Origin of the sequence: Sphingobacterium sp. CZ-UAM, assembly GCF_002000245.1 — a bacterium.
Classification (GTDB): domain Bacteria; phylum Bacteroidota; class Bacteroidia; order Sphingobacteriales; family Sphingobacteriaceae; genus Sphingobacterium.
This window is the reverse complement of sequence record NZ_MTCM01000001.1, coordinates 783,604-805,359: the sequence shown is the minus strand read 5'-3', so window position 1 is coordinate 805,359 and position 21,756 is coordinate 783,604. Positions and strand designations below refer to the sequence as shown.

Annotated in this window: 20 protein-coding genes and 1 tRNA gene; 13 read left to right on the top strand and 8 right to left on the bottom strand. The window is 42.5% G+C overall.

Going from position 1 to position 21,756, the window contains the following annotated elements:
- Positions 1-4: 4 nt before the first annotated feature.
- The gene (locus BWD42_RS03420; protein ID WP_254846167.1) at positions 5-1,477 is read right to left on the bottom strand and encodes an MFS transporter; all 1,473 of its coding nucleotides are present in this window, start codon (positions 1,475-1,477) and stop codon (positions 5-7) included.
- A gap of 234 nt (positions 1,478-1,711) precedes the next feature.
- Here BWD42_RS03420 and BWD42_RS03415 point away from each other — a divergent pair, with 234 nt between their 5' ends.
- From BWD42_RS03415 to BWD42_RS03395, 5 genes are read left to right on the top strand one after another with little or no spacing between them, the layout of a single operon-like run.
- On the top strand, positions 1,712-2,653 hold the full coding sequence (locus BWD42_RS03415; RefSeq protein ID WP_077433137.1) for a glycosyltransferase: 942 nt from the start codon (positions 1,712-1,714) through the stop codon (positions 2,651-2,653).
- A gap of 11 nt (positions 2,654-2,664) precedes the next feature.
- Positions 2,665-4,521, top strand: a complete 1,857-nt coding sequence (locus BWD42_RS03410; RefSeq protein ID WP_077433135.1) for a glycosyltransferase — start codon at positions 2,665-2,667, stop codon at positions 4,519-4,521.
- A gap of 3 nt (positions 4,522-4,524) precedes the next feature.
- A complete protein-coding gene (locus BWD42_RS03405; RefSeq protein ID WP_077433133.1) occupies positions 4,525-5,106 on the top strand; it encodes a D-glycero-alpha-D-manno-heptose-1,7-bisphosphate 7-phosphatase in 582 nt (193 codons plus the stop codon).
- The gene (locus BWD42_RS03400; protein WP_077433131.1) at positions 5,084-6,574 is read left to right on the top strand and encodes a PfkB family carbohydrate kinase; all 1,491 of its coding nucleotides are present in this window, start codon (positions 5,084-5,086) and stop codon (positions 6,572-6,574) included. Before BWD42_RS03405 ends, BWD42_RS03400 begins: the two co-directional genes overlap by 23 nt.
- 1 nt (position 6,575) lies before the next feature.
- A complete protein-coding gene (locus BWD42_RS03395) occupies positions 6,576-7,676 on the top strand; it encodes a glycosyltransferase family 9 protein (RefSeq protein WP_077433129.1) in 1,101 nt (366 codons plus the stop codon).
- Here BWD42_RS03395 and BWD42_RS03390 read toward each other — a convergent pair.
- Positions 7,594-8,601 (bottom strand): glycosyltransferase family 9 protein, encoded by a 1,008-nt coding sequence (locus BWD42_RS03390; protein ID WP_175991942.1) that lies wholly within the window; start codon positions 8,599-8,601, stop codon positions 7,594-7,596. The genes BWD42_RS03395 and BWD42_RS03390 overlap by 83 nt on opposite strands.
- 140 nt (positions 8,602-8,741) lie before the next feature.
- On the opposite strand from BWD42_RS03390, the gene BWD42_RS03385 reads away from it, so the two are divergent.
- Together BWD42_RS03385 and BWD42_RS03380 are read left to right on the top strand one after the other, a co-directional pair.
- Positions 8,742-9,281 (top strand): type 1 glutamine amidotransferase domain-containing protein, encoded by a 540-nt coding sequence (locus BWD42_RS03385; protein ID WP_077433125.1) that lies wholly within the window; start codon positions 8,742-8,744, stop codon positions 9,279-9,281.
- A 106-nt stretch (positions 9,282-9,387) separates the two neighbouring features.
- Positions 9,388-9,636: a Rho termination factor N-terminal domain-containing protein gene (locus BWD42_RS03380; RefSeq protein WP_077433123.1), complete on the top strand. Its 249-nt coding sequence runs from the start codon at positions 9,388-9,390 to the stop codon at positions 9,634-9,636.
- 41 nt (positions 9,637-9,677) lie between these two features.
- Here the strand turns inward: BWD42_RS03380 and BWD42_RS03375 are convergent, their stop codons facing one another.
- Positions 9,678-9,881, bottom strand: a complete 204-nt coding sequence (locus BWD42_RS03375; RefSeq protein WP_077433121.1) for a hypothetical protein — start codon at positions 9,879-9,881, stop codon at positions 9,678-9,680.
- A 14-nt stretch (positions 9,882-9,895) separates the two neighbouring features.
- Entirely contained in the window at positions 9,896-10,552 is a 657-nt protein-coding gene (locus tag BWD42_RS03370) for a response regulator transcription factor (RefSeq protein WP_077433119.1), read from the bottom strand.
- 227 nt (positions 10,553-10,779) lie between these two features.
- Between BWD42_RS03370 and BWD42_RS03365 the strand changes: the two genes are divergently transcribed.
- A complete protein-coding gene (locus tag BWD42_RS03365; RefSeq protein WP_077433117.1) occupies positions 10,780-10,995 on the top strand; it encodes a hypothetical protein in 216 nt (71 codons plus the stop codon).
- Between the two features lie 147 nt (positions 10,996-11,142).
- Here BWD42_RS03365 and BWD42_RS03360 read toward each other — a convergent pair whose 3' ends face one another.
- Positions 11,143-11,703: a DUF4230 domain-containing protein gene (locus tag BWD42_RS03360; protein WP_077433115.1), complete on the bottom strand. Its 561-nt coding sequence runs from the start codon at positions 11,701-11,703 to the stop codon at positions 11,143-11,145.
- A 201-nt stretch (positions 11,704-11,904) separates the two neighbouring features.
- Here BWD42_RS03360 and BWD42_RS03355 point away from each other — a divergent pair.
- The 5 genes from BWD42_RS03355 (at position 11,905) to BWD42_RS03335 (ending at position 17,251) form a co-directional block, all read left to right on the top strand.
- Positions 11,905-11,978, top strand: a tRNA-His gene (locus BWD42_RS03355).
- Between the two features lie 138 nt (positions 11,979-12,116).
- The gene (locus BWD42_RS03350; protein ID WP_077435733.1) at positions 12,117-12,845 is read left to right on the top strand and encodes a DUF72 domain-containing protein; all 729 of its coding nucleotides are present in this window, start codon (positions 12,117-12,119) and stop codon (positions 12,843-12,845) included.
- An 87-nt stretch (positions 12,846-12,932) separates the two neighbouring features.
- Entirely contained in the window at positions 12,933-13,451 is a 519-nt protein-coding gene (locus BWD42_RS03345) for a ferritin-like domain-containing protein (protein ID WP_077433113.1), read from the top strand.
- A gap of 511 nt (positions 13,452-13,962) precedes the next feature.
- A complete protein-coding gene (locus BWD42_RS03340) occupies positions 13,963-16,158 on the top strand; it encodes a hypothetical protein (protein WP_077433111.1) in 2,196 nt (731 codons plus the stop codon).
- A gap of 208 nt (positions 16,159-16,366) precedes the next feature.
- Complete coding sequence (locus BWD42_RS03335; protein ID WP_077433109.1) at positions 16,367-17,251, top strand: SDR family oxidoreductase; 885 nt, start codon at positions 16,367-16,369, stop codon at positions 17,249-17,251.
- A 212-nt stretch (positions 17,252-17,463) separates the two neighbouring features.
- Here the strand turns inward: BWD42_RS03335 and BWD42_RS03330 are convergent, their stop codons facing one another.
- The 3 genes from BWD42_RS03330 to BWD42_RS03315 form a co-directional block, all read right to left on the bottom strand.
- Positions 17,464-17,964: an RNA polymerase sigma factor gene (locus tag BWD42_RS03330; RefSeq protein WP_077433107.1), complete on the bottom strand. Its 501-nt coding sequence runs from the start codon at positions 17,962-17,964 to the stop codon at positions 17,464-17,466.
- Positions 17,965-18,515: 551 nt separating this feature from the next.
- Entirely contained in the window at positions 18,516-18,878 is a 363-nt protein-coding gene (locus tag BWD42_RS03320) for a helix-turn-helix domain-containing protein (protein ID WP_077433103.1), read from the bottom strand.
- 565 nt (positions 18,879-19,443) lie between these two features.
- A complete protein-coding gene (locus tag BWD42_RS03315) occupies positions 19,444-21,690 on the bottom strand; it encodes a TonB-dependent siderophore receptor (RefSeq protein ID WP_077433101.1) in 2,247 nt (748 codons plus the stop codon).
- Between the last annotated feature and the right edge of the window lie 66 nt (positions 21,691-21,756).

Here is a 21,756-nt window from a genome sequence, read left to right as displayed (position 1 = left end):
TAGCTTATTCCTTGGCGGGGAGATCCTTCCGTTTCAAAATCTGCTTTAACTGCGCATGTAAAGTAATAATATTCCCCACGAGCAGACGTTCTTTTAACCCGGCCCGAAACCGCTTTTTCATAATACGCTTTACCAATTGGTGACTTACCTCCCCGTTTTCCTGCACTTTGCCAAGCCAGCGGAGCGAAAAAAAGGCCAGTATTGAAGCCAGTAGAAACAGAAAATTCCATTCATGCAGATAAATCAATTTTGCGACGGATTCCAAATTCGGACTTTTCCAGGAAATACTGATCTGCAGTTCGCGCGTCGCGAAGTAGTCTACCAGTAAACCGCCCAATATTGGCCCCAGTGCGGTAAAAAAAGAGGCGACCATATTCTTTACGGTGATATATATAATAGCGTCAGTTTTTGGCGCGAGTTTCAGGCCAATATTTGTGAGCGCCAAATTGATGCCTCCAGTCGAGATTCCGGTCATGATATGGAGAAGAACCAAAAGAATCAGGTTGGGCAGTGCCCGGGAATAGATGCCAACAAATATCCATAAAAGAATACAACAGATATAGATCGGTGCCGTCAGGTAAATTATACTTTTATTACTATACCGATCCGACAATTTGCCCCATAAAGGCAGGCCGGCAACACTGGCGACCTGGCTGACCACGGTCAGCAAAATAACGACTTTCATCGACAGCCCCAAGGTTTTAAGCATAAACACGGTGAAAAAGGGAATCGCTAAGTTAATGGCCAGTACCCATGCCGCATTAAAAATAAGCAGATTTTTAAAGTTTGTGTTTTTTAGGGGCTCAAGCAATAAACTTCCTAAATTCCCGCCAGATATTTCCTGTTTGGGTTCGCTGACCTGTACGAGAAAGAACGCACCAATTGCACCTATCAGACCAGCAGCAAAAAAATAAATGCCGTACAGATTGGGTAATTCATCCCCCCTGTTCCTGGTATAGTAATCAACCAACGCTGCCACAGCCAGACTTATCGCAATATTTGTTAGCTGCATGAGCCGTGTACGTTTGGAAAAATAAGTTCCCAGCTGCTGTTCGGGAACAAGATCCTTAATCCAGGCATTCCAGCCGGCCCCACCTAGGGCACTCAGAAAATAATGAATAAACATAAAAATCAGCAGGATACTGAAGGATAGCTGTGTATTTCTCCATAGCACGATTCCAATAATCAACAGCGGTATCTTTGCCAGAAATACCGCTAACACCGTAATTAACTTTCTGTTGGGGTAACGTTGTATCAATAAAATGGTAAGCAGTTGTGCCAAGTTACAAAGCGTAGGAAAAGAAGCGAGTAGGCCGATCTGGAAATTGCTTGCTCCGAGCAGCAGTGCAGCACCGATTAAAATCGCGCCACTGCTCAAACAGACAACCACTTCAGAACACAAGCCATCGATAATGACCATGCGCAGACTTCGATTAATTTCTGCTGGTTCCAGATGCAGCTTTGGCTTGATATCCATAACGTTTTCTGATGTAACGTCTGCCTAGATAGTTTGGTTGCTCAAAAGTTAAAATATAGTTTTTATACGCAACACGGCGTATTTCTTTCCTTTAAAAGGGTATTAGTCCATTCAACCAACTGCCGCCGTCAGCAGTTCATTAATCAAAAGATAAGTTGACTAGGCTTGGTCGGGACGAACGTGACCTCGATAGTTGGATTGATCCTTTTACATTTTTATTAAACAAGAAAAATTATGGCACACAAACCACGCGTCCTCACTTGGCACATCCATGGTTCTTATTTATACTATTTATCCCTGGGGGATTACATTCTTTATGTTCCCTATACCCCGGAACATGGCTCAAGATATGTCGGCCGGGGCAGCACCTTCCCTTTTGGAGAAAATGTGATCGAGGTTCCGGCGAGCGAGGTGCGGAATCTTGAACTGGACCTTATTCTCTTTCAATGTGATGAAAATTATCTGCAAGATCAATATGATATCTTATCGTCGGAGCAGCGTCAACTCCCGGGTATTTATATTGAGCATGACCCGCCCTGGCAGCATCCCTGTGATGAGGTGCATCCCGTGACAAATCCTGCAGTAACATTGGTGCATGTGACGCATTTCAATCAATTGATGTGGAAAACGGATCTCCCGGACGTACGGGTTATCACCCATGGTGTGGAAGTACATGGCGTTAAATATACAGGTCTTCTCGACAGAGGGATTGTGGTTGTTAACAACCTGCCTTCCCGTGGTCGCATGCTGGGTAGTGACTTATTTGAGCGCGTCCAAAAACAGGTGCCGCTAGATCTGATCGGCATGGGCAATGAACCTTGGGGTATTGGAGAGGTATTGCATCCGGAACTCCCTGAATTCATTAAAGACTATCGTTTTTTTTTCAATCCGATCCGGTATACGAGTCTCGGGCTGGCGATCTGTGAAGCGATGATGGTCGGCTTGCCCGTAGTGGGTTTGGCGACCACTGAGCTATCAACTATTATCGAAAATGGAAAAACGGGATATATAGGTTTGGACATCGACATTTTGGTCGAAAAAATGAAAATGCTACTTGACAATCCGAAACATGCGCAGCACTTAGGCGAACAGGCCGCACAGAAGGCCGCTGACCTTTTTGATATCCAGCGTTTTGCACAACAATGGACTTATCTCATTCATCAAAAAATTAACTAACTCAAAATATCATGCAAAAGAAAATAGCTTTTATCAGTGATCATGCCTCTCCATTGGCCACTTTAGGTGGCAAAGATAGTGGTGGGCAAAATGTTTATGTTGCGGAGGTAGCCACTCAGCTTGCTTTGCTGGGCTACCAGGTCGATATCTATACACGAAAGGAAAGCGAGGAGCAAGAACAGATTATCTACTGGAAACCGCTGATCCGTGTGATCCACGTGGAGGCTGGTCCAGCTCATATACTTCCGAAGGAAGAGCTTTATGGATGCATGGACGAATTCAGTTCAGCAATGATCAAGTTTATCCAAGGTAATGAGCTCAGCTACCATTTGGTCCATGCCCATTTTTGGCTTTCAGGGATGGTAGCGATGGCACTAAAAAAACAACTTAAAATCCCTTTTGTTATTACTTTTCATGCCCTAGGTGCTGTCCGTCGATTACATCAGGGCTGTTCGGATAAATTTCCTAAAGTGCGGGAACAAATCGAAAAAGATATCATTTGGCAGGCTGAGCGCATTATCGCTGAATGCCCAAATGATCTAAAGGATCTGATTCAACATTATCAGGCCCCACAGGATAAAATAGAAATTATCCCATGCGGTTATAACCCCAATGACTTCCACCCCTTGGACCGGACAGAAGCAAAAGAAAAGTTGGGACTCGATCCAGCATTTACCTATATTTTACAGCTTGGACGTATGGTGAAACGTAAGGGCATCGACAACGTGATCGAGGCGTTTTCCCATGCCCAGCACCTGCTTCCCGAATTAAGGCTGCTGGTTGTTGGCGGGAACCTGGAGGCCGCGGATGACCAAGCAGAATTTATGCGTCTTCAACAGCTTTGTTCCGCGCTGAATGTAAGCGATAAGGTGATTTTCACTGGACAGAAAACACGGGATACACTCAAATATTATTATGCTGCAAGTGAATTGTTTATTACCACCCCTTGGTATGAACCTTTTGGTATCACTCCTTTGGAGTCGATGGCCTGCGGTACACCTGTTATCGGTGCAGACGTCGGGGGTATTTCCTTTACCGTACGCAACGGGGAGACAGGCATCCTGGTGCCGCCGCAGCAACCGCAACAGCTTTCCGCGGCGATAGTGGATTTAATTAATGATGAGCGAAAACGTACCCGGTTCGCGGTTAATGCACTGAAACATATGCGAAGCTTTACCTGGAACAAAATCAGTGAAAGTATTGCGCAACTTTACGAGCAATGTATACCAATGCGGCGCGAAAAAGAAGCGATTGAGCAGATTAAGGATACTTTTATGGGCTCTTCCCGGACCTTTGAACTGGCGGCCGAAGTTTTGGCCGGAGGCATTGCCAGACTGGCTTACAAAATGGTGGATGTCTTGCGTCAGGGTAAGAAGATCATGATCTGTGGTAACGGCGGCAGCGCTGCTGAAAGCCAACATTTTGCGGCGGAGCTGATCGGCCGTTTTGAAATTCCACATCGGCCGGGGTATCCTGTAATTTCCCTGAATACGGATTCTTCGGTCCTGACCGCATGGGCAAATGATTTCGGTTACGACAGTATTTTCTCACGGCAAGTTCAAGCATTGGGACAGCCGGGGGATATGCTTATTTGCCTGAGCACGAGCGGAAAATCGGAGAATATCATCAATGCACTTAAGGAGGCTAACAAGATGGATATTACCTGTGTAAACCTCCTCGGAAAAGACGGTGGACAGGCGACAGCCTATGGCGAATACAATCTGATAGTTCCCTCCGAGAACACCGCACGCATCCAGGAAGTCCAGCTCCATATCATCCATCAGCTCTGTGCCCTGGTCGAGCAGCAGATGAACCTGGGTTCCATTTCCAAGCAACATCATCTCGTTCACAAAAAACTGATCGCATAAACAATGGAAAAAGCAATATTTCTGGACAAAGACGGAACGCTCATCAAGGATGTGCCTTACAACGTTGATCCTGCCCGTATCAAATGTTACCCTGATATTTTTCCTGCGCTCCGGCTACTTCAAAAAAGAGGCTATAAATTAGTCGTGATCAGCAACCAGTCTGGCATTGCCAAACGGTATTTTACCGTAGCAGATCTGGAAATCGCGTTTTCGGAGCTACGGGATCAGCTGAAAACCGAACATATCATCTTGGACGGGATTTATTATTGCCCACATTCGGATGTGACAGCGGAGCCACAGTGTGACTGCCGTAAACCACTGCCCGGTTTACTTTTTAAGGCAGCTGACGACCTCCACATCGACCTCAAAAAATCCTGGATGATCGGTGATATTCTCAACGATGTAGCCGCGGGCCGGGCAGCGGGCTGTCATACCATTCTGGTAGATAGAAACAAAAGAGAACGTTTAGACGACCGGATTAGCAATCCCAAATTTACACCCGATTTTGTTCTTGATGATTTCACGGAGCTCAATCAGCTTATTGCGTTAAAAAACAAACATTATGAAGGATACGAGATTAAATGAATTGGTAGAGAATGGATTTAACAAACCAAAGGTTTTGGTTCTTGGAGATTGTATGCTGGATATCTATCTTGACGGTGCGTGTAAAAGGCTTGCGCCCGATGTAGGTGTTCCGGTACTTGATGTGAATACCGTTGTGCATTGCCTCGGCGGAGCTGGAAACGTCATCGTTAATCTTCACAGTATGGGAGCAATCGTATCTGTTGTTACCGTGCTTGGGGACGATTCCAATGCTGCCCTTATTGCAGATCAGCTGCAGCAAAAAGGAATTGAAACTAATGGAATTTTGTATAGTAAAAGCTGCCAGACGCTTACCAAGACACGACTGCGAAGGGAGCAACAGTGTTTGCTACGTTACGATATCGGTCAAAAATATAGCTTTGACGATGCCATGCTACAATACTACCTGCTAGCGGTTAAAGATGCCCTTCAATCGGTTGATATTGTTTTCATTGCGGATTATGATAAAGGCAGCATTCCGGACGAATTAATTCAGATGCTCTATCAGGAGCAACAACTGCATCCTAAAATAATTGTTGTGGATAGTAAAGATTACCGGAAATACAGCTGCCTTCGTCCGAATCTGATCAAACCGAACTATGAAGAGGCGCGCCTGATATTAGGCCAGCGAGAAAATGAAGATCGCGCCCGTCAGGGGATGCAGTGGTCGAAGCAGCTGGCTGAAGTCGCCAATGCGCACTGGGTGGCGCTTACATTAGACAAAGATGGTGTTATTCTATTCAAAAGGGACGGCGCCCCTATCCATTACCGGGTGCCTGAGATAAAAGAAGGTAATTTTTCGGGCGCCGGCGATACATTTCTGACGGCGCTCTGTCTCGCCTATTTTAACGGGCTCGATCAGGATAACGCTATTGATTTGAGTATCAAGGCAGCACATATCGGAATAGCAAAAAGTGGAACCGCATCTTGTAGCTTTCAGGAACTGGCGCAAAAGATCCGCGAACCGAATAACAAAGTTATAGCTGAACTGAACGAATTAGAAGCACTATGCGATAGGCTCCGCAAAGAACATCGCCTGGTCTTTACCAATGGCTGTTTCGATATTTTCCACGCCGGGCATGCCCATTACCTGGGCAAGGCGAAAGCAACGGGCGATATCCTTATCGTAGGCATCAATACGGATGATAGCATTAGCCGGTTGAAAGGAGCTTCGCGCCCAGTGAACAGGCTGGAGGATCGTATTGAAGTGCTTTGCGCGCTGGAAGCCGTGGATTACGTCGTCCCTTTTGGCGATGCAGGCTCCGATAATCCGATCCCACTTTTAGAAAAGGTAAGACCACATGTATTTGTAAAGGGCGAAGCTTACCGGGATGAAGATATACCCGAAAAGGGATTGTTGCACTCCTTGGGGACCAAATTGGTTTATGTTGAGCATGTGCACCAGCAATCAACGACCAAAATCATCCAGCGTGTGCAGGAAAATAAGCAAGTATTAAAGAAAATAAGCTAATATGGGACAGTGGAAAGATTGTAGAAACCTATTGGTCATTCGCCTCGATAATATGGGTGATCTTATTATGAACAATGCAGCGCTCCAGGAAATTAAACATCAAATGCCATCCTGCAAAATTACGCTGCTTGCCTCAAAAATGGCCATTCCAATTATACCGTATCTGGGGACTATTGATGACTATATCCAATACGATGCCCCCTGGATGAAACTAACAGAGCAAGATTCAGCAGCAAGCACCGAAGCCCTTATTCACGTTATCAAAGCACTGCATTTTGATGGCTGCCTGATTTTTAACGTTTATAGCCAGAATCCCATGGCTGCTATCTTCCTGGCGTATATGGCAGGCATTCCCAAACGGGCAGCGTATATGCGGGAGAACCCCTATGCCCTGCTTACTGATTGGGTGCCAGACCAAGAACCATTATTTCAGGTTCAGCATCAAATTATACGAGATCTGGGGCTGCTAACTCATTTAGGGATCTCATCGCATACAAATAGGCTTCCTACCTTAAAAATGCCGGATCATCCCTGCAGTTTAAGATTAGCAGCGCCACTTAGTCACTATATCATCCTTAATTATGATGTTTCGGAAGAAAAGCGGCGTATTCCGGTAGAAATCGCGCAGGAACTTATTCAAAAGTTGCTCGACCAGCATTATCCGGTGCTACTCGTGGGTAAAAATGATAACGATTATTTGGCTGCCTGCCGAAAAAATATCGGGTCGCGACAAATGTTCAACCTCATCGGTAAGACATCTATCCCGGATCTACTCTCACTTGTCAAGGGTGCGAGGGCCGTGATTACAGTCAATACAGGTTTGGTTCACATGGCTTGTGCCTTAAAGACCCCGACCCTAGTGCTTTATGCACAGACAAATCCTCAACATATCCCTTGGTCGCAGGAGTCTACCTTTATATTATACCCTGTCAGTGCTGGCAAACGCTCCAAAAATTCCATCAATATTTTTGTCGATCAGCAACACACTCAGGCGGAATATACCCCATTCACGGTGGATACTATCCTCGAGAAATTTTCGGAGTTGCTGCTACGTTTTGACCGACGGGAGACTGAAATTCATGAAGGGAATCAATTGCACTAAAAATATCAGTTAATTGGATGGGTTTTCTTGCGTCAAAGGTTTTATGTATGCACTTATTCTGAGGTCCCCATCGTTCGGGCTCGCCGTCCATGCTGAGCACAATACTTCGGGTTTCCAAGGCGGCCGCGATATGTGAGATTCCCGTGCAGTTACAGATGACCAGGAAAGCTTGCTGCACAAGACAGCCCAGTACGCCCAGATCGAGCTGCGCGCATAGGTTGAGCACCTTGAAAGTCAGCAGGTTTTCAAACGTAGCGATCCTTTGCTTCTCCGCTGAGACTCCTGTCAGCACAATTTGGTAACCTTTGGCATGGAGGTGCTCTGCTAACTGTACAAAATTTTCAAGCGGCCACTGCCTGTTTGTATCCCGGCTTCCCACATGAACAATAACAAAAGGATAAGCAAGCCTATTTTTTATTACTTCAAAGCCAGACCAATCCGAGCTAAATAAAGGATAGTACATGGTCCTATTTGGAATTTGGAGACCCAAGAAGTCAATAAGTGCCAAATGCCGATCTACTTCATGCAGCTTATCGGGATATTCAAGCCAGCCGCTGTCCTCCGCTGATCCACTCGGTCGAAAGCCAACCAACCGCTTGGCTCCAAAATTCTTTAAGAAATCATTTACGATTGTACCATTTCCTTGTAGTTGTAGAAGGAGATCAAACTTTTCAGCTTGCATTCGTTTTACAAAATCTGCCAAAGCCAAAGGATGACAAGGGAGTTCCGGGAGTTCGGGATGCCCAGGAAAGGCTATAAATTCATCCACACAATCGAAGCGCTGCAATAGCGGCCTCATATGCGGGAGGCCAATAAAATATAACCTAGATTCAGGATAATTATATTTTAATGCGGTGATTGCGGGCATTGCACAGAGCAGATCACCCAATTGAAGCGCACGGAAAACAGCAATTTTAAGCATCATAGTATGATTTACAAAATGGACAATGTTCAAGGACAAAGGGTTTGCGGAAATGCAGTTTAATTTCAGATTAATCAAACTTTCCATGAAGGAAAACCGTTCAATATAAGAACAAAACATATAAGAACAAAACATTTCTTCACATGGAAAAATTAAAAGATAAAAAGATCGCTATCCTGGTTGCCGATGGTTTTGAAGAAATCGAGTTGAGCAGTCCGAAAGAAGCATTGGAAAATGCAGGTGCCAAAACCCATATTATCTCACCTTCAAAGGATAAAGTTCGCTCAAAAAAAGGCGATGAATGGTCTAAAGCGTATGCTGTCGATGTCACGCTTCAGGAGGCCGAGGAAAATAAATACGACGCCCTCCTACTACCCGGTGGTGTCGTCAATCCCGATAAACTTCGCACCAACAAGACTGCCATTGCATTGATTAACGCTTTTTGGGAGCGTAATAAACCAATTGCTGCCATCTGCCATGGGCCACAGCTTTTGATCAATGCAGATCTTGTCAGAGGCAAGAAAATGACTTCGGTAGAAGCAATTAAAATAGATTTAATCAACGCTGGTGCCAATTGGGAAGATAGTGCTGTTGTCATTGACGAGGGACTAATAAGTAGCCGTACACCTGATGATCTACCGGAATTCAATAAAGCAATTATTAAAGCTTTTGCAAAGACATAAATCCCTTAAAAAGACGTAGAAGTACATGATCTTTACGTAGTAAATCGGTCAACATTTAGGTTCACTAAGCTGTTCAGCTATTAAGTAACACGTAAATCAAAATATTATGAACACAGCGAAACGTACCGCCAGTAACACGTCCAAAGGACAGTCACATGGCAACACTGACAAAGCAAAAAGCATGAACAAAAGTAACACAAAAGGTTCGTCAGCTCAACGAAGTACCGAAAATGGCAATGCCAGTAAAACAAAAGATGAACTCTTGCAAATGGCCAAAAAACTTGAAATCACTGGCCGTCACGATATGACCAAGGATGAGCTGATCAAGGCTATTGAGAAACAAGGCAAAAACTAGGAAAAGGAAATAAAGAAAGTCGCCTACTGAAGCGACTTTCTTTATTTCCTTTTCTCTTTGGGCCGGTCCGTAGGATCATTTGGCATATCATTCAGTTGGTCAACCTGCGGATCCACTCCCGCTTCAGCGTCCCCCCTATCTTTATGATCCACATCTTTTAACACTTCACCATCGGTACCAAGTTTCACTTTTTTCTTTTTCTCCATTTCTTTTCCCACCAGTCTATTTTCATTTTTTGTCGCCATAACTATTTATTTTATTAATGTAAAAGCATATTATGAAAACCGAATCTGACCAATTCAGCTGTATTTCTCGTTCTCGTTTTTTCGATCAGGCGCTGCCGATGTCCTTCCACTGTACGTTTACTTAAAAATATACGGTCAGCGATCTCTGCATTGGTATAGCCTTCTGAAATCAATTCAAGCACAGCCAATTCCCGTTCAGAGATATCATATTTAGTCATTATAAACCCTTTATCCGGATTATTTTCCATGTATAGTCTGTAATTCTCTATACAGGAAAGGCCTAATGAAACACTTAGGTATTTCTCTCCGTTCGCAATCTGGCGAATCCCAAAGACGACCTCATCAGCGGAACTATCTTTGACGAGATAACCGTCTCCGCCAGCACGTAACACTTCAAAAACTGTCTGTATATCGTTCATCATCGAAAGGGCAAGTACTTTGATTTGCGGATATTTTTCCTTGATACGTCCTATGAATGTGATGCCATTCATTTTTTCCATTTTCACGTCCGTTAAAATGATATCCGGGAGCTTATTTTGTGCCAACAAATCCAAAGCTCCTTCCGCACTCTCGACATCAGCCAATACAGCCATATCTTCTTGAGTTTCCAAAATTAGTCGAAAACCATTTCTCACTAAATGATGGTCGTCTACAAGCATTAACTGTATCATAATTTCCAATTTACATGAACTTATTATCTATACTAATAGGAACATAAGTAAACTGTAAAAAGTTTTTCACAAAAATATATCAACGTATAGAGCTACTAAGACGGGGGGGTATCGAATAGATAATCAAAAAAACTAAAATTTAAAAAATTAAACGACTTTTGAGATGGAGCTGTTCTATTAATACAATGCCTGCTTGACAGCGCAACAGATTAATAAATGTAATCCTTATGAAGAAGACAACGAAAGCCTTTATGGCGGCATCAGCCATTCTATTCGCAATTTACGGATGCAATGGTAAAACCACTGATCAGAAATCGAGTGAATTAATGCGTGATTCTGTACCAAATGACACGACAACAATCCAGTATCGAGATACGAATTCAAGGGAATCGCGAGGTGATATTCCGCCTACGCCACAACCAGACACATCTGCAAAAAAATAAAACGATATGGTTTTGATTATTGTTCATCCAGTGATAATAGCATAATTATGTGCTCTTCCGTCGGGAGACGGCCGGAGATAGATTTATTGTAGGAAGCTAGACACCTCCGTGTCTAGCTTTTTTTATTTTACCCAACAAGCAGTGAATTTATTCGAATGTCAGGTTGATTTTTGAAAATCCCAATCCTTGTAATAATGGTTTAAAGACCGTAGTTGCATTTGCTTTGGTCTGCTGCAGAATATCGGATTTTTTCACATCATCGGCTACCGCTTTTTCAGCAGTTTTATAGGCTTCATCAACCAGTTCTGCCTCTCTTAGGAAAGCCATCTTCGTATCATAGACTTTTGAGGCCTCGTGGTCAATCTTGATGTAACAAATTTCCGGTGCTGGCAGTTTAATAGAAACAGAGTCTCCAACCACCTTAATATCCTCGGGTGTCAGTTTTGTTAAATTAACACAACCAACGGCATCAGCCTTCACAATAAGCAAAACGCTAGCCGTAGGCAAAAAAGTATTGATATTTTTATGTTCTACGACATCGCTGTAACGGTATTTGACCAATTCCAATTTCCCCATGGCTTCAATACGGTCCACCAAAAGCTGGTGTTTACTTTCCACTCTGGGTCCACTGTTATACTTTTGATAAACAAACCAAGCCCCCACTGCCAAAATGGCTAAGATAATTAAAAATTTTAAAAATTTTCCCATAAATAGTAATGTACAAATAATAGACCAAGGTCCAATAATGGATATTTGCAGCGAAAATATTACGCGAATATTATCTTTTACCGCCTTATCATACCATCTGATAAAAATATACCATTTGATAGACAATTGTTTAATTAAAAAGTTTAAAAAACATTTGGAAGATATGGCGTATAATACTACTTTTGTGACATCAAAATCACGGTAGGTATAGCTCAGTTGGTTAGAGCACTAGATTGTGGTTCTAGGGGTCGTCGGTTCGAGCCCGATTACTTACCCAAAAAGGCAGATCATAAAATGATTTGCCTTTTTTAATTTATAAGGCATTTCAACAGCCTTTTATTCCTAATCTTTATTTTTTGCCAACCATTCAATTGATAGCCCTGTTCATTTCCTGTAAGCTTAACAATACGAAGATGAAAAAGGGAAAGATTTATGTAGGAACATCAGGTTGGCATTATAAACATTGGAAAAACACGTATTATCCGGCGGGGCTTAAGAACGAAGACCTGTTGAATTATTATTCGAAACATTTCTATTCCGCAGAGATTAATAATTCATTTTATAGGTTACCTACAACGGGAATGTTTGAAAATTGGTATAAACAGGTTCCTGAGGACTTTGTGTTTGCGGTAAAAGGTAGCCGCTTTATCACACATTTGAAAAAACTTCACGTCGAACCTGCGGACATCGACCAATTTATCGAAAGAGCGTCTTACCTAAGGAAAAAACTAGGACCTATCCTATTTCAATTGCCACCAAAATGGCGGGTTAATCCAGAACGTTTGGCGTATTTTCTAAAATTGTTGCCTGCCGATCACAGGTTTGCATTTGAGTTTCGAGATCATTCCTGGAATGTTGCGGAAGTTTACCAACTACTTGAGCAGCACAATTGCGCCTATTGCATTTATGACCTTGCTGGATATCAAAGCCCACAACTGCTGACGGCAGATTTTGTTTACATTCGTCTGCATGGTCCCGGAAACAAATATGAAGGGAGCTACACTAGGGAAAATTTAGAAGCTTGGGCGGACTACTGCACAAACTGTCAAAAAGAAGGAAAAGATGTTTACCTCTATTTTGATAACGACCAGCAGGCTTTTGCGCCAGCGAATGCGCAGACAATACGAAATTTTTTCAAATAAAGCATTCATTAAAAATGATTTTAAAAAGAATCAAACCATCACTTTCTTAGCGCTGTTCCCTTTATAAAATTATAAAATATTAAAATTATGGCAACATCAACGCAAAACAATCAACAAATGCCGAATGCGCATTTACATGAGTTATTCGTAGACGAGTTAAAAGATATCCTGGGTGCGGAGAAACAACTTCTGAAAGGCCTTAAAAAGCTGAGCAAGGCAGCCGAGAGCGATGAGCTGAAACAAGCATTTGATCAGCACTACGAACAGACAGAAGGCCATGTTGAACGTTTAAAAGAGGTCTTCTCCAGTTTGAATATGAGTGCAAGAGGCAAAAAATGCAAGGCAATGGAAGGTTTGTTAGAGGAAGCTGACGAGATTATCGACAGTTTTGAAGGCGACCCTGCATTGGATGCAGCACTTATTTCGGCTGCACAAAAAGTAGAACATTATGAGATTGCGAGCTACGGCTGTTTGGTGACCTATGCAAAACTTATGGAGCATAGCGAAGCTGAACAACTGCTCCAGCAGACTTTGGATGAAGAAAAACAAACAGATAGCCTGCTGACAGATATCGCGATCTCCAGCGTTAACGAGTCTGCATCCTAACGATTAAAAATGCCCGAAGATTCGGGCATTTTTAATTTTAATTCTGACCTCTCCTTTAAAAAAAAATGGAACAGCAAGGTGTTCGTTTCCTCCCAAAATAGTGCATCAAATTTTGCCATCGCAAGGTTTACTTTATGTAGTAAAGAAGCCAACAAGACTTTTAATCATTTCAGGCTATCAATAATAGCCATGAGGATGCCCAAGGTGTTCGAACCGAAGCGATATAAAAGAAAATAGCTAGGTTGGAAAGAACCTAGCTAAAAAAAACTTTCTTCATGACTGGGACAAGCAGTCTTCACTAAAAGGACAAGAGCTAACATGTGTTTGTTTGCACTAAATTATTTTTCTTTAAATAGCTAACAGTTTATATTAATATATCTACCATTTGACAAACCATATATCTCTCACTCGCAAGATTTGAAATATTTAATAAAACTTTTGCTGGAGCAGCACGCTTCATCAGCTAGTTGGGAATAATAGGCCGAAGAAAAGAAGCTTTAATTTTGATACTATGATAAACCCTGTTACACCATGGATGGCAACCGTTCAAGCAGATATCGCTCGACATAAGCATATATGTGAACTGTCTATTGAAAATTACAATATCAAACTATTCAATACTGGAGATTCCATATGGTTAGTTTCCACCTGGCCAAATGGTGGGCGGATCGCTTTCAGACTGGCCTTTGGAATGAATAGTAACTTTGAAAAAGTAAATATCGACGAGAAGCCTAATGAAATTCTTGTAACCGCTACCACGCGATTAGGATACTATCGTATGACTATATCGATTCCTGCTAATGAAAAAGCAGTATTTCGTTATACAACCAGCTTTCGGGGAAACTTACCAATATTGATACCCTTCTGGCCACGGGATATCGCCCCTCTTACCAAGGAAGGGAATGTCCAAAATACGGCCGGTATTATTCATGCACATCAAGTAGGAACAAGGTCGGGCCAGCTTTATTTTAGCATGACCAAACCGACTGTCGGTTCGGTGTTTTATTTCCAAAATCTGACGGCAATATCGGCATATTGCCAGGCAACCGAAGCGTCCCTTCGGGAAACTGTAGGTGGGAACTGGCCAGAGATAGGTTTCCAGCTTCCCATAAACGCTCAAAAGCCGCTTCCAGCGGATACCGAATATATCCTATCCGATGCATTTGTTTTGTTGGACCAGCATATCCCCGTAGCGGATAATGACATTGCTACAAAATTTCTCGATCATTTATCCAGCATTTATACCCTCATACCAAAACCCGAACCAAAATATCATGACTGGATAGCGATCGCCAAGAATGTAATGAACGATCTCTATCATAATAAGGGCTGCTGGACTCAGACGAATGGTATTCCTTTTCTAAATGCCTATGTAGCAGATTACGAAACTCCTAGTGAAATTATGGTGCAATTGGCCGTACTTTTGCCCTTACAGGAATATTTGACATGGGATGGTTCTGATCATCCGCTTTTTAATGATCTGGATAGCGGGCTGAAAGTGTTTTACGACGAACAGCTAAAAACTATTGTACGCTGGCATCCAGCACTCGAAGACAAGCTCGACAAATCCGAGGAACAGAAACGTGAAATGGTAATGGATTCCTGGTATCTTCACCATCCGCTGTTGAATCTTGCGCGATTGGCATTACGGGGTGGGCAGACGGCAAGAAAACTTTTTTTGGATTCAGTGGATTACGCTATTCATGTAGCCAGACATTTTGAATATAACTGGCCGGTGTTTTATAAAATGACGACCCTGGAAGTATTAAAAGCGGAAACTTCGCCCGGGAAGGGCGGTGAAAAAGATGTTCCGGGTTCCTATGCTCATGTGATGCTGATGGCCTGGCACCTAACAGGCGAAAAACGATTTATTCGTGAGGCCGAAAAAGCCTTAAAAAGCCTGGATGGCTTGGCTTTTGACATCTTCTATCAGGCCAATAATACCACCTTTGCTGCAGGCGCATTGGTCGAAATGTACAAAGAAACGGGAGAATCACGCTACTTAGAATTGAGTTACTGCTGTCTGGCAGGTATATTCAAAAACTGCCAGATTTGGGAATGTGATTACGGGTATGGGCAAAATTTCCCCTATTTTTTTGGCGTTTTTCCATTAAATGATGCGCCATATACAGCAGCTTATGAAGAATTGGAAGTGTTTGCAGCCCTTCATCATTACCTGGAGGTCAGCAATGGAATAGAAATTCTACCCGCTTTAAAAATACTTATTCCAGAATTTATTAAATATGCGCTGGATAGGTTAGCTTACTATTTTCCACCAATGTTACCTCGTGAAATAATCTCGGAGGATGTTAAGACGGGAGAAGTTCAAAATGATCTATGGATTCCCCTTGAAGATCTCCACGACGGCTGGGAAAAAAACGGAACCGTTGGTCAGGAAGTATACGGTGCGGGTCTCGCCTTTGGGATTGTCCCGCGACAATATTACAGGCTAGCTGATCCAGATCTCCTTATCTTTATAGATTATCCGGTCACAAACTTTCAGACCAGCAAAAAGTCAGCCTCATTCGATCTGACGGGCAGTTCTCGATTCAAGTGTACGATCAGGCTGATCCGCACTTCCCAAATAGGGCTTTCAACATTTGAAGTCAGACAGAAAAATAAATCCAACTATCAGACCATTAAAGAAAAATCGCCTGGCCTGTTTGAGCTAGCAGGAACGGGTACAGTACGGATAACCTGGAAATAACGCATTACTGTTCAAGCACTTTCATATTTATCCGGCCAACTTCACGGGTTAAATTTTTCGAAAAAATAATCGAAAAAGCCGCCTATGCAGGTGATGACTCGATTGCCATCAAATAGAAATGACGATTAGGTTTATAATTTTTATGAACTATTTCGAATTTCCAGCGGTTCTTTTTAGCGAGAGATAAGTTAAACTTAAAATCAATACTATGACACAATTTAAAAATCCACACACGAAATATCCAGTTCCCCCTTTTCCTAAACAAGAACAACAGGTGCCCGGCATTGAAGCCGAAATGAAGCCTTTGGCCGATCATGGTGAAGAAAGCTATGTCGGCAACGGAAGGCTTAAAGGGGCCCGCGCCATCATCACTGGTGGAGATTCAGGGATAGGTCGCGCCGTAGCCATTGCCTATGCCCGAGAAGGGGCAGATCTAATCATTAGCTACGGCTATGATATGGAGGACGGGGATGCGGCCGAAACTGCCCGTCTGGTGGAAAAAGCTGGTCGCAAAGCCATTCTTTCCAAAGGCGATCTGCGGGACGAAACCTATGCTAACGGACTTATCGATCTCGCTGTCCGAGAATTGGGAGGAATAGACATTCTCGTCAATAATGCCGCCTACCAGATGGCCCATAAAACGCTGGAAGAACTGACGTCCCAGGAATGGGACCGCACCTTTGAAACGAATATTCGCAGTATGTTTTATTTATGTAAGGCAGCCGTCCCGTATATGGAGGCCGGGAGTTCGATCATCAATACAGCCTCCGTCAATTCCTATCATCCCAACGCCGTGCTACTCGATTATGCTGCAACGAAAGGCGCCATTCAGAATTTCACGGCCAATCTTGCGCAGATGCTTCTCGAACAGGACAAAGGAATTCGCGTCAATGCCGTTGCTCCCGGTCCGGTGTGGACGCCGCTAATCCCTTCAACGATGCCCGAACCTGAGAATTTCGGGAAGGATAGTCCTATCAAAAGACCTGCACAACCAGCCGAAATTGCACCGGCTTATGTTTTCTTGGCCTCAGAAGAGAGCAGTTATATCGCTGGAGCTACGATCGCTGTTACAGGTGGGAAAATTGCGATGTAAGTTGTATTGAATTGTCCAACCCCTTGTCGGGTTGGCAATTACTTTATTTCTTGGCCTTTCTACAGCAAAATAAGAAGACCTTACAAGACGATTGCCCAATTTATCAAAGTGTGAATCACAAAAATCAAACAACAACACGGGAAACCTTTAAAGTGGAGTCCACGAGTTGAAGTTTGATTTCACTTTGTAATCATAAAATAAACAGTGGAAAATTAATTCAATTTATATAATTTAAGCTGCTTCTGTAATTTTTTACGGGATACATGAATCCGCGTCTTTATTGTTCCTTCTGGCATATTAAAGTAGTCGGCAATTTCATTGTATTTATAACCTTCCAAAAACAAGCGGAAGATCTCATAGTTTTCAGGTGTTAACTTACACATTGCTTTCTCGATATCTTCTGCCATAAATTTATTAACTTCCTTATTATGGACTATATTATTGGAGCTTTCTAAGGCAACATATGTATCCTGAATTTCATCAACGCGTTTTGTTTTACGGTACTTATTAATATAAACATGTTTCATAATCACATACAACCAGCTCATTAATTTAGGATGCTGTACAAACTTATCGAGCGATTTTAGGGCCCGGATCCAAGTTTCTTGAATCAGATCTTCCTTTTCATCCGGATCGGTGGTAAATTTAGCTGCGAAGTGATTTAACATACCTCTTTTCTCGTTAATAAGTACATTTAAATTGTAGTTGTCCATAACTTATCCTCTCTTTTGTTTAAATTGATATTATTAAGGTTGATCTGTACATGGTACTACAAGAAGGGTGCTAAGAGTGAAGGCATGTATCAACAGCAATATGCCTTCGACAGTTTAGCGTAGTAATACGTTTTATCAATAGAAGGTAGAAAGGAGGAAGTTTTAAATTTGTTTTAAGGTATTTTATTTACAATTATTTAAAAAAAAGTAACTAAACTGAAAAATAAAAATTAGGTAATAAACCGTAGCGGTAATGTTAGAAATACCTTGTTATTGTACAAAAATCAACGATTATGGCTGCGAGCAGTGTAGCTTTTTGCAGACCCTCCACATGCCTGCCGAGGAGCGTTGATTCGATTGATTAAGAAAAAGGATAAAATAGCGCTCCAAACCCTGATTAGCGTACAGCATGCTCACGATGAAGGATTAGAAATTCAGATGGTCTTAAACCTGATTTTAGGATTAAAAACCCTTAGTTCACAAAAGGAAGCTGTGAACCAAAGGGTGACGAAAGTTGCAATGGGTAGTAGGTAGCCCTATTGGATAGCCAGCTATTTTTCATACTTAAGCGCCCTATACTGGCTAGGAGTCATACCAGTGCTCGATTTTACAAACCGTGTCAATGTCGATGCCGAAGCAAAGCCATACTTGTCACACAAGGTTTTCATGCGAATTTCCGTTGTTGTCAAATCTTTCTTAATGCGCTCCACTATAAAATTCCGTAAAAACTTTGCAGGAGATAAACCCAACACATCTGCCGATATCCGCTCTAATTCCAGTTTTGAAATATTAAGCTTGGACAAATAAAAATCCAGTCGTTTGTGTTTATGAAGATACTGCTCAATGAGTGTTTTAAATGCAAGGATTGTTTCCTCATCATTTTTTTTCCAAAAATCTCTTCCGTTGATCATCATCGTTATAAATTATGTTTTAATCCAATCTATACGTTACTTACAGCAACTCAATAGATTCTTCGTTGGCAATAAAGTTAATATTCACTTTGCGTTTAGATATAGGACGAAAACCTCAATTAATGGAACAGAAACAGGAAATATTGGTACAATTGATGACTACCTTCAGATCTTACCCGAAATACGCGATTCGAATACCCTACTCTTCAACTTCGCGCTTAAAATTGTCTCATTGGCCCTGCCCTCCAGCGTAACTAAAAATAACTTGTACATAGCAGCTCGTCGGACTCCATTTTCGGTATTCTATTGATACAAAGAGAGCTGTTCCCTGGCACAGCTATAGCGCTTGTCAAGCCCCCACAATGCACTTATTTATGACAAGGTCGTATGTGTCTCTATGGAGCCATAACAGGAGATAAGGATTGTTCCTATTTACCTTGTTTAGAACCTGTAACCTGAATAACGCCACTGCAGGACCTGTAACAAGGTAGAAAACTAAGGGCGCCAGATTTAAGGGCACCCTTAGGTAAGATTTAGGAAAACTAATTTTAACGTATCCTGGTTTTCATTAGAACTTATAGGCGAGGTTTAACCTGAACCCCTGTGGGTTGACCGTCCGCCAGCCATAATGGGTATAGCCCCAGGCTCCGGGATAGAAACCAACGTAATTATAGCGGTTTGTCACGTTATTGACCAAAAGTGCAATGTGATAGTTATGTTTCTGATAGGACGCGCCCAAATCTATAGAAAACAGATCATCAGGTAGGTACTTATGATCCTGGACAACTGGCCAGGTTGCACGCTTGGCCTGATATTCGTAGCCTGCGGAAAATCCAAGGCCTTCTAAACTCCCTTCTGTAATTGTATATTTTATCCATGCATTGCTAATATGACGGGCTGTACCGTATAACATTCCACCGATCTTTTTGGGATCTTTATCTTTCGTAACCTTGGCGTCAGTATAAGCATAATTGAATACCAGATTCCAGTTTTTGTTAATAAGCCCGTTGACATCCAATTCGATTCCCTTTGAAGTTGCTTCGCCAGATTGTTCAAACTTTCCGGGATTGTCCACTCCGGCTGCAGTAAGCATATTGGTCTTCGTCAGATGATAAGCGGTCAAATTGGTTATCAGTTTATTCTGAAACCAGGTTTTCTTCAGGCCGACCTCTTTATTTCGCCCGTAGGATGGTTCGGCAGTTCCTCCATTCAACAGTACCCCAGTCTGTTCCTGAAATGTCTCGTCATATAACGCATAGAGGGTAAAGGTAGGCGTCAACAGCCCTGCCACACTAAATCGCGGTGTAAACGCCTCATTTTTAACTTCATTACCCTTATTGGCCATAGACACTTTCTTCGTCTCCGTATACCTTAGGCCGGCGGCAATCCTCAACTTATCCTCTAAAAAATGGACTTCATCCTGAATATGGACAGAAGTATACGAATAATCCGATATATAATTGGCGCCACGTTCCCGCAATGACTTGGATCGATCATACACTGGCAACATATCCTTGGTCAAATTGCCATAGATAGGATTATAAATATTAAAGATCACCTCTCCATCGGAATTGACCGGCAGCCTTTTGCTGGGATCGATAATACTACCGGCTTCGGACCAATCCGCCACATAGAATTTCTTGCCCATGTCTAATCCTGCAAGAATATGGTGGCTGATCTCTCCTGTTTTGAATTTACCCCGCGTAAATATCTGCCCGACAGTTGATGTATTCAATGCATCGTTTATACTGAGGTTACGGGTTACATCCCCCTTTTTTACACCATCAGCACCATCTTTTAAAGCAATCGTATTGTAATTCGCATACAGGGAAGCTCCTTCCATTTCGGAGCGGACGTAACCGAACTGTGCCGTCAACAGCCAGTCTTCGTTAAAGTTATGATTAATTGTACCGAAAATGTTGTGTTCCCAGGACTTGGTCGGATCTATAATTGGATCGCTAAATGAAAAGTTCTTCTTTACCTCCTTAAAACCATCAATACCATAGGCATATTTTGCAAATCCACCCTCAAAATTATTTTGTGAGAGAATATATTCAAATATTACATTCGTATTTTCGCTGGCATTATACTTAAAGGATGGGTTCAGAACAAATTGTTCGTGAGCGACATTTTGCTGAAAATTTCCTTTCTTGGTTCCCATAACGTTAAACCGGCCTAAAAACTTACCATCACTGCTCAAGCGCTGGTCAATATCAACCGCGGCGCGTAATAAATTGTAGCTTCCCAAGTTCATTTGCGCTGTTCTTTGATTATTTCCAGACGGCTTTTTGGTCACGATATTATAGAAACCGCCAGGCTGCGTATTACCCATCATAAAGCCTGCCGGCCCCTTCACGAATTCAACACGCTCCACAAAAGCCATGTCTTCACGTAGTGGTCCAAAACTACCACTTACGTCCATCCCATTCCGAAGATTTGATGCTTGAAATCCACGTACAGCAATTCCAACACTGCCCTCTTCCTGATGCGTGATCGTTCGCACACCACTTACATTGCGCGACAAACCTTCCGCAGTCGTTAATATCATCTGATCCTGGAGCAGACGCTGATCGATAACCTGAATATTTTGCGGTGTCACCAAAAGGTTTTCACCAAGACGTAAGGTCGAAGAAGGTATTGTTGTTCTGTTAGCAACAACGTTCGCTGTCGATAGCACATAGGATTTTGTACTATCCACCTTTATGGAGTCAACTGCAGGATTTATTTTATTCTTCCCTTTTTCTGTCTTGTCGCTTTGTGCCAATACAACAGTGGGTAAAACCAAGATGCTCCAAAGGATACTTTTCTTTAACATACTCTACTATTTAGAATTAATATAATTAAATTTACACCGCAAAAGTAGAGCACATTTGGGCAATCA

Excerpts from the sequence above, each read along its gene's own strand:
- BWD42_RS03420 (WP_254846167.1), bottom strand. The coding sequence starts at position 1,477 with ATGGATATCAAGCCAAAGCTGCATCTGGAACCAGCAGAAATTAATCGA.
- BWD42_RS03415 (WP_077433137.1), top strand. The coding sequence starts at position 1,712 with ATGGCACACAAACCACGCGTCCTCACTTGGCACATCCATGGTTCTTAT.
- BWD42_RS03410 (WP_077433135.1), top strand. The coding sequence starts at position 2,665 with ATGCAAAAGAAAATAGCTTTTATCAGTGATCATGCCTCTCCATTGGCC.
- BWD42_RS03405 (WP_077433133.1), top strand. The coding sequence starts at position 4,525 with ATGGAAAAAGCAATATTTCTGGACAAAGACGGAACGCTCATCAAGGAT.
- BWD42_RS03400 (WP_077433131.1), top strand. The coding sequence starts at position 5,084 with ATGAAGGATACGAGATTAAATGAATTGGTAGAGAATGGATTTAACAAA.
- BWD42_RS03395 (WP_077433129.1), top strand. The coding sequence starts at position 6,576 with ATGGGACAGTGGAAAGATTGTAGAAACCTATTGGTCATTCGCCTCGAT.
- BWD42_RS03390 (WP_175991942.1), bottom strand. The coding sequence starts at position 8,601 with ATGATGCTTAAAATTGCTGTTTTCCGTGCGCTTCAATTGGGTGATCTG.
- BWD42_RS03385 (WP_077433125.1), top strand. The coding sequence starts at position 8,742 with ATGGAAAAATTAAAAGATAAAAAGATCGCTATCCTGGTTGCCGATGGT.
- BWD42_RS03380 (WP_077433123.1), top strand. The coding sequence starts at position 9,388 with ATGAACACAGCGAAACGTACCGCCAGTAACACGTCCAAAGGACAGTCA.
- BWD42_RS03375 (WP_077433121.1), bottom strand. The coding sequence starts at position 9,881 with ATGGCGACAAAAAATGAAAATAGACTGGTGGGAAAAGAAATGGAGAAA.
- BWD42_RS03370 (WP_077433119.1), bottom strand. The coding sequence starts at position 10,552 with ATGATACAGTTAATGCTTGTAGACGACCATCATTTAGTGAGAAATGGT.
- BWD42_RS03365 (WP_077433117.1), top strand. The coding sequence starts at position 10,780 with ATGAAGAAGACAACGAAAGCCTTTATGGCGGCATCAGCCATTCTATTC.
- BWD42_RS03360 (WP_077433115.1), bottom strand. The coding sequence starts at position 11,703 with ATGGGAAAATTTTTAAAATTTTTAATTATCTTAGCCATTTTGGCAGTG.
- BWD42_RS03350 (WP_077435733.1), top strand. The coding sequence starts at position 12,117 with ATGAAAAAGGGAAAGATTTATGTAGGAACATCAGGTTGGCATTATAAA.
- BWD42_RS03345 (WP_077433113.1), top strand. The coding sequence starts at position 12,933 with ATGGCAACATCAACGCAAAACAATCAACAAATGCCGAATGCGCATTTA.
- BWD42_RS03340 (WP_077433111.1), top strand. The coding sequence starts at position 13,963 with ATGATAAACCCTGTTACACCATGGATGGCAACCGTTCAAGCAGATATC.
- BWD42_RS03335 (WP_077433109.1), top strand. The coding sequence starts at position 16,367 with ATGACACAATTTAAAAATCCACACACGAAATATCCAGTTCCCCCTTTT.
- BWD42_RS03330 (WP_077433107.1), bottom strand. The coding sequence starts at position 17,964 with ATGGACAACTACAATTTAAATGTACTTATTAACGAGAAAAGAGGTATG.
- BWD42_RS03320 (WP_077433103.1), bottom strand. The coding sequence starts at position 18,878 with ATGATGATCAACGGAAGAGATTTTTGGAAAAAAAATGATGAGGAAACA.
- BWD42_RS03315 (WP_077433101.1), bottom strand. The coding sequence starts at position 21,690 with ATGTTAAAGAAAAGTATCCTTTGGAGCATCTTGGTTTTACCCACTGTT.